The organism is Adhaeribacter rhizoryzae (assembly GCF_008629685.1).
Classification (GTDB): domain Bacteria; phylum Bacteroidota; class Bacteroidia; order Cytophagales; family Hymenobacteraceae; genus Adhaeribacter; species Adhaeribacter rhizoryzae.
This window is the reverse complement of the sequence record NZ_VWSF01000037.1, coordinates 23,476-29,475: the sequence shown is the minus strand read 5'-3', so window position 1 is coordinate 29,475 and position 6,000 is coordinate 23,476. Positions and strand designations below refer to the sequence as shown.

9 protein-coding genes are annotated in these 6,000 nt (G+C 38.1%); 1 reads left to right on the top strand and 8 read right to left on the bottom strand.

What is annotated here, in order from left to right:
* The first annotated feature begins 126 nt into the window (after positions 1-126).
* Positions 127-555, top strand: coding sequence for a hypothetical protein (locus F0145_RS25425; RefSeq protein WP_150093404.1), 429 nt, complete (start codon positions 127-129; stop codon positions 553-555).
* Positions 556-658: 103 nt separating this feature from the next.
* Here the strand turns inward: F0145_RS25425 and F0145_RS25420 are convergent, their stop codons facing one another.
* From F0145_RS25420 to F0145_RS25390, 8 genes are all read right to left on the bottom strand, one after another.
* Positions 659-1,099, bottom strand: a complete 441-nt coding sequence (locus tag F0145_RS25420) for a hypothetical protein (RefSeq protein WP_150093402.1) — start codon at positions 1,097-1,099, stop codon at positions 659-661.
* A 253-nt stretch (positions 1,100-1,352) separates the two neighbouring features.
* Positions 1,353-1,865 carry a DMP19 family protein gene (locus F0145_RS25415; protein WP_150093400.1) on the bottom strand — a complete coding sequence of 171 codons (513 nt, stop codon included), beginning with the start codon at positions 1,863-1,865 and terminating at the stop codon, positions 1,353-1,355.
* Positions 1,866-2,651: 786 nt separating this feature from the next.
* Positions 2,652-2,828 (bottom strand): hypothetical protein, encoded by a 177-nt coding sequence (locus F0145_RS26405; protein WP_190277645.1) that lies wholly within the window; start codon positions 2,826-2,828, stop codon positions 2,652-2,654.
* Between the two features lie 385 nt (positions 2,829-3,213).
* A complete protein-coding gene (locus tag F0145_RS25410) occupies positions 3,214-3,741 on the bottom strand; it encodes a hypothetical protein (protein ID WP_150093398.1) in 528 nt (175 codons plus the stop codon).
* Positions 3,742-3,851: 110 nt separating this feature from the next.
* Complete coding sequence (locus F0145_RS25405; RefSeq protein ID WP_150093396.1) at positions 3,852-4,079, bottom strand: hypothetical protein; 228 nt, start codon at positions 4,077-4,079, stop codon at positions 3,852-3,854.
* A 126-nt stretch (positions 4,080-4,205) separates the two neighbouring features.
* Positions 4,206-4,397 (bottom strand): cold-shock protein, encoded by a 192-nt coding sequence (locus F0145_RS25400; RefSeq protein WP_150093394.1) that lies wholly within the window; start codon positions 4,395-4,397, stop codon positions 4,206-4,208.
* A 176-nt stretch (positions 4,398-4,573) separates the two neighbouring features.
* Positions 4,574-5,254: a hypothetical protein gene (locus tag F0145_RS25395; protein WP_150093392.1), complete on the bottom strand. Its 681-nt coding sequence runs from the start codon at positions 5,252-5,254 to the stop codon at positions 4,574-4,576.
* A gap of 225 nt (positions 5,255-5,479) precedes the next feature.
* Positions 5,480-5,857: a hypothetical protein gene (locus F0145_RS25390; RefSeq protein WP_150093390.1), complete on the bottom strand. Its 378-nt coding sequence runs from the start codon at positions 5,855-5,857 to the stop codon at positions 5,480-5,482.
* Positions 5,858-6,000 lie beyond the last annotated feature (143 nt).

Here is a 6,000-nt window from a genome sequence, read left to right as displayed (position 1 = left end):
AACCCTGCTTCTCCTTTTAATAGTTAAAATTCTCAAGCATATAAGGTAGATTTTGTACAAACAAATATTGAATAATTCTTAAATTGGATAGACAATTTAAGTATAAATCTTTTAACCGCTGCACTTTTGGAGCCTGCTGCTTTACCCGACCATATTGATGAACTAACCAATTCCTACCTACAGCTGTGGGTGGATAAGGATGTGAAACTGATGTATACTGAATGGCTTACTTCTCCTTCGGTCCAGGAGTATGAGCAAGCGGCGGCTCTCTTTATCCACTACCTACAACAACATGCCGTAGAATACTGGTTAATGGATTCTAACCGCTTGGGTGGCTTGTCGCTCCAGGAGCAAAGAAAGGTCATTGCGCAATTGGCACCTGCCGTGGCGGCTTCCTGCTTAAAGAAAGTGGCCCGCATTATCTCTCAGGATGCGGGTAACCGCGTGATGTTTGAAGAAACGGTACAGGTGTTAAGGAACAAGTACCAGGCCAGCGTCGAAATACAGCAGTTCTGGACCTACAACGAAGCGGCTAAATGGGTGGCTATGATTTAAGCCGGAAAGTAAGAGAATTATTGAAACAGTCTCACCACTACCATTCCTTTTATCCATTTCTGCTGCTATCAGCAAACAGTTAGCTTATGAGTAGAACACCTCTTTATCGTGTTTTCGCTTCCCCCACCAGCCAAGCCAGCGCAGAAGGATGGTCTAAAAACAAATCCATATTGAGCGGCTTCTTCAGGCTCAGCGGTTGCGCAACGTTATTTGTCATAGGTGCTTTATCCGTCGTCATGAACGTCTCGGGGTGCATCACAATGGCGAATTTTAACAACTGACTCCTTTCTAGTAAGGGGAACATCTGGGTATACATCCAGTGCTGGTCGCTGATAGGCAAGTAAAGCACCTGGCGGGAATCAGTCAGCCAATACTTCGTGTTAGAATCTAAAGCTAGCTGGATAGCTTGCTGGTACCCTCTGCGGTAATCTGTACTGTTGGGGTGCTGTTGCCAGGTGAGGCGTAATAAGGATAAAGTTGCATCGATACTAATTTGAAGAACTTCATCGGCAAAAACCGGTTTTATACTAGCAGTATTAATCATGAACGGATACCCTCCCTCTTTTTTCCTTTAAATTCTGCCGCAAGCTAATCAAAGCAGCTGGTATTTAAATAAAAAAAGGCTTTACCATAATGTTAAGCCGGTGTAGAAAAAGTGGTTTATAAGTAAACTAGCTAAACTATTCTTAGTCTTAATCCTTAAACGGACCAAATAAGGGTTGTTCTCCTCCTGCTTATCATAATCCCGTTTATTGGACGCACTAGTATAGATTCAAGCTTATCGGTGGGGATTTACTTTATGCTTTCTTCGGTTTGGTAATTTGTCCCTCAAAATAAAAGTCTGTTTTATTTTCTTCAATAAAGGACAATAACCTTGCTTCAATCCCCATTATTTTATCAGTTATATAAAACCGATGGTCCAGGTTCTCGAAGTCCACTCCTGATTTTGCTAATTGTTCTTTACGCTCCTGCCTATTGAAAGATGGATTTCCCCCCAGACCATCAATGGCTTCCTTTAATATTTCATAACTATCAGGTAGCTCTACTTTTTGCAAGCCTTGTAAAGCATCTTGCCAAACAATTCCGGTGGCGTTGGAAAAAAATTGATGATGGGCACCATTGTTCACTTCTGCTAAGTACCACCTTATGGCAAAAACATACTTTTGATTTTCGCTAAATTGTTTCAGGCCATGGTCATAAATCGCTTTGCTCTGATAGATATCAACTGTCCACCATAGGGGCTCTATTATTTTGAATACATCCCCTTGCCTAATGGTCTGCTCATTTACCATTATTTGTACTTCAACCATGTTATTTTCTTTATAACTTCTAAAATTCCGCTTGTAAGGACAATAACAAACAATACTTGGTAGATATACAACCGGAAAAACTAATATACTACTTTTTTAAGCCAATATATTCAGATCCGTGATATTATAAAGCATTCCTTAGAGACTTTCAATAGCGACACATAACACCTTTTATGATAAATTGCCTCTTTTTAACTCGGAAGCGCTAACTGACCTTTTAACATCTCACCATCCTAGTAACCTGTTCTTCTCCAAAGGCTTTCTTTGCTTCTACACGTAAAAATTGACTTATGGAATTATATGATTTGAATGGGTATAATTTAGATCAGCAGGCGGCGCAGGTGTGGGAGAAAATCCAATTATTAGCCATTCGACAAAGCAAGAATTCCACCATTTGCCTTTATGCGATGGTTAATTTTTGCCGAAGTCTTCTACCAGCCTGATGATAACCAAATAGAATTAGTGAGGTGCGTCAAAAGTAAAGCTTGCCTGGAGTCTTACCTGCAGATGGTAGACTTATTGGACATATTTACTAATATCTATTCCGACGTTTGAATGGCTTGTACCGACGTATCAAATACCAGACAAGCCAAAGAACAAAACATAAAATAATAATTTTACCCATAAGGAGAAATTTGATGCTGTCTGTAAATTTGGGGTTACGCTTGTTTACAGTTTTTAGCTCCTTTTGGAAGCATTTTATCCTATAAAGGATTAGGTTAGTAAAGTAAAACTACCAGCTTTCTTTACAATTAAATAAACCTCATTTTTTATTCACTTAATCACTTAATTACCCTTAACTAATATAATTCGATAAGCCTCTAGTTTTAGCCCCCTGTCATTATACCCATTATCAGTTAGGAACATTTTATATATACCCCATCCTTCATTTAAATAATCTTGTATAAAAAGCTTAAAGGGAATAGCATTCGTATTCCAAACGGCATCTTGATATTCTTTCATTTCTTATCTTCTTTAAATTTAAAATTATTATCAAATTCAGAACCTAGAAAGTCGGCAATCTTATTAAGCATCTTCGTTGATACATCCTGTTTCTACGTTCATAGTTGCTAATTATACTTTTAGTGGGGCCTATTGCGGTAGCAGCCTCTTCTTGCGAATCATGGTAGTATCCTTGGCTTCATTTAATTTATTAAAAAAGGTCCAAACTTTTCGCCTGAACTCTCATTTACACACTTTCATGAACCCTATCACCTTTAAGGTATTTGGTGATAATAGACTTTACCGATTTAGGTAATCCGGACCGATAAACAAGAAGCTCCCGTAACTGCGTTAGCGCCCAAGGAGCTAATAACCTTTTGGGTTGAATTATAGAAACATAGCGCAATTACAAACCAATACCTAAACTGCCCTGATTGGTCTGGTAAATAAACTGTCCTTCTAATTCCTGCATTTTAGCTTTTAAAAGAGAAGCATAAGCTTCTACACTTTTCTTTTCTTCATTTAAGGCAAGGTAAATCTCCTTGGATTTCCGTTGAATAAAAGCTAATTGGGTTTGGTGGGCGGCTCTGAGGCGGGTGATACGACAGGCTTCGGTTTCGGCTGCCGCCGTTAAATCTTCTATTTGTTGGTGGATATTAGTAATAAAAGCGGCTAATCCAACTGGAAAGAGAATAGGGGCTGGTATAACAAGGTTCAATAGCGGCTGGGCCAGGGCACAATAGGAGGTGTAGCTTTCTTCCCGAGCAGCCATGACGGCATCTATTTCCTTTATTTCGGCCCGAAAATTTAGCATCTTGCTTAAAGACTCTTGTTTTTTCTTCTTCGAGTTATTCAGCAAGGAGGTTAATTCTTGTTTAACATTCTCCAGCTCGTACTTAAGTTGTAGGGGGCTTTTAATTAAATTAGTAGTCATAACAGTATCAGCAAGGTAAGAAGTTGGTAAAAAGTAATGTTCTAGAGGAAGATAAGGGCAGTTTTATTTGATAGAACCAGAATGGTGTTTTCGGATTTAAAAACTAGGTGTTAGTACTGGAACAGGAAATTAGTACCGTTGCGTATCCACTTCTCGAAGAAAGAATTATCATTAAATTCGCCGGAAAGCAGTTGGAACTCTGCTTTGTCCTTATCCGGGCGTGAGCCCATAAAGCTTTTTAAAAATTTCTGGTTATTATCTACCCAATCCTGTCCTTTTTTCAGCCCTACGCAAAAGTACTCATGGGTGGTCGTATCGGCTAAGTATTTTCTGTTCATCCGATTAATTAAAAATATTTAAATAAAATATTTAACGTGCCGTACCGGATGGTTTTATACTATCCTATCCAGACAATAAAAAAGCCTTACTGGTGTAAGGCTTTATTTTATTATTTTATGTTTAAACTAAGCTAGTTTAACGTTTACTGCATTTAATCCTTTTCTGCCTTCTTGCAGGTCAAAAGTTACCTGGTCATTTTCCCTGACATCTTGCATGAGGCCAGATGCGTGTACAAAGTAATCTTGCTCTGAATTGGTATCTTTAATAAACCCAAACCCTTTCAGGTCATTAAAAAATTTTACGGTTCCGTTATTCATATGGTGTTGTTATTATATACTTACTACATAGTTAAGGGTATATGCGTTCCATATAATTTACAATACGAGATAAATAGGTTTTTCTTGGCTTATGGGCCGGTAAATTAGAAACCAATTCTTGGGATGTTCCTTATTTATTCTCTTGTGGTCATCCTCGAAGCAGATTACATTTTCATTTAAGTCATTTCCACGGAGCTGGTAGCTTTTTGGAGTTCCCCTTCAAATTCACCGGTTTCAATATCAGACTTACTTAACCAATAATCGGAAGTTAAAATTTTGTAATCGCTGTTGCCAGCTGCCTCTAGTTCCCATAAAATACTTTCTGCTTCCGGAAAAGGTTTGCTACCGGCCATTTGTTCGCTAAAAAGCCGCTTAATCAGGTTGCTGTCTGTTAATCCTTTATCCAGTAAATGTAATATGTTTTCTTTTGTAAAATCCGGTTCTTCCGCCTGGTCTAAGGAGTTGATGGAAAGGTTTATTTGGGTGGCTTTGGCGTTAGGAAATTTACCGTTAAAGGCTTTATATAAAAGCTGATTGATATGGAACAAAGGAGCATGCAAACTTATATCGGGGTATTCTTCCGAAATTTTATCCAGCAACATATCATTGGATATCTGACTTAATTGCCCCTCGTTGAGTTTATCAGCGAGTTTATATTCCAGAATAATAGCGGCTGCTTCATTGGGTTCATAATCGGTAATAGCCATTAAAAGTAATTCTTCCAGGGTATCTTTAGCCGCACTTTCCGCATCCGGATAGTTAAACTTTAAAAGTAAATTTACATAATCCCTGTCGGACCAATAATCTGGTACGGATTCTAGGGTGTTTGCACTGTTAATTGTTATATTATATTTCATGGTTGTAAGATATTTTAAAGCTTTTCCCTTCGCGCTTCTGCATAATAGACTGAGAAAATCCTAATGATATTAAAAAATTAAGTGAATAGCTTATAAGCTAGGGTGGTTACTTTTTTGAAAATAGAAACGGAGTAAAAATCTAAAGAAGCTTACCTAACAGCGGATAATAATTAAAGAAGCTGCCCCAACTATTTCGAGGCAGCTTCATTTTTAAAAGCTAATGGCTTAATTAAATTTTTGAGCAAAATATTCAACTAGTTTTTCGTCCCCCATTTTAAGTGAAGTACTTTCGTTAGCTACCGTGTTTTTAAACTGGGCCGTTTGCGACAAAAAATGCATAAATTGTTCCTGCGAAATACCTGTACCAGTTACGTGTACTTCTTCGGCATTTTGAAGGTGCGTAGTTATTTCTTTAAAAAACTTTTGCTGCAACGATTGTTCGGCATTGTTGCCGGTATTTTCGTTAGAGTTGCTTCCCTGGCCATCATTCTTAGCCTCGGCCAGAATAATAAAGTCTCCGTTGTCAACCTGTTCTCTGCCTACTATTGTGGCATGGTTAGAATCTAGCCACACACCGAATTGCTTTTTGTTTTTTACTGACATTGAGAAATTTATAAGTATATTAGGCTTAACGTGTAACCCGCAGAAACAACCGGAAATGGTGGTCTTTATTTTCTAATAATTATAAAGGACTCTCCTTCCGCATATCTTCTAAAGTCTTTTAAGCTGGCCTTTTTGGGATTAAT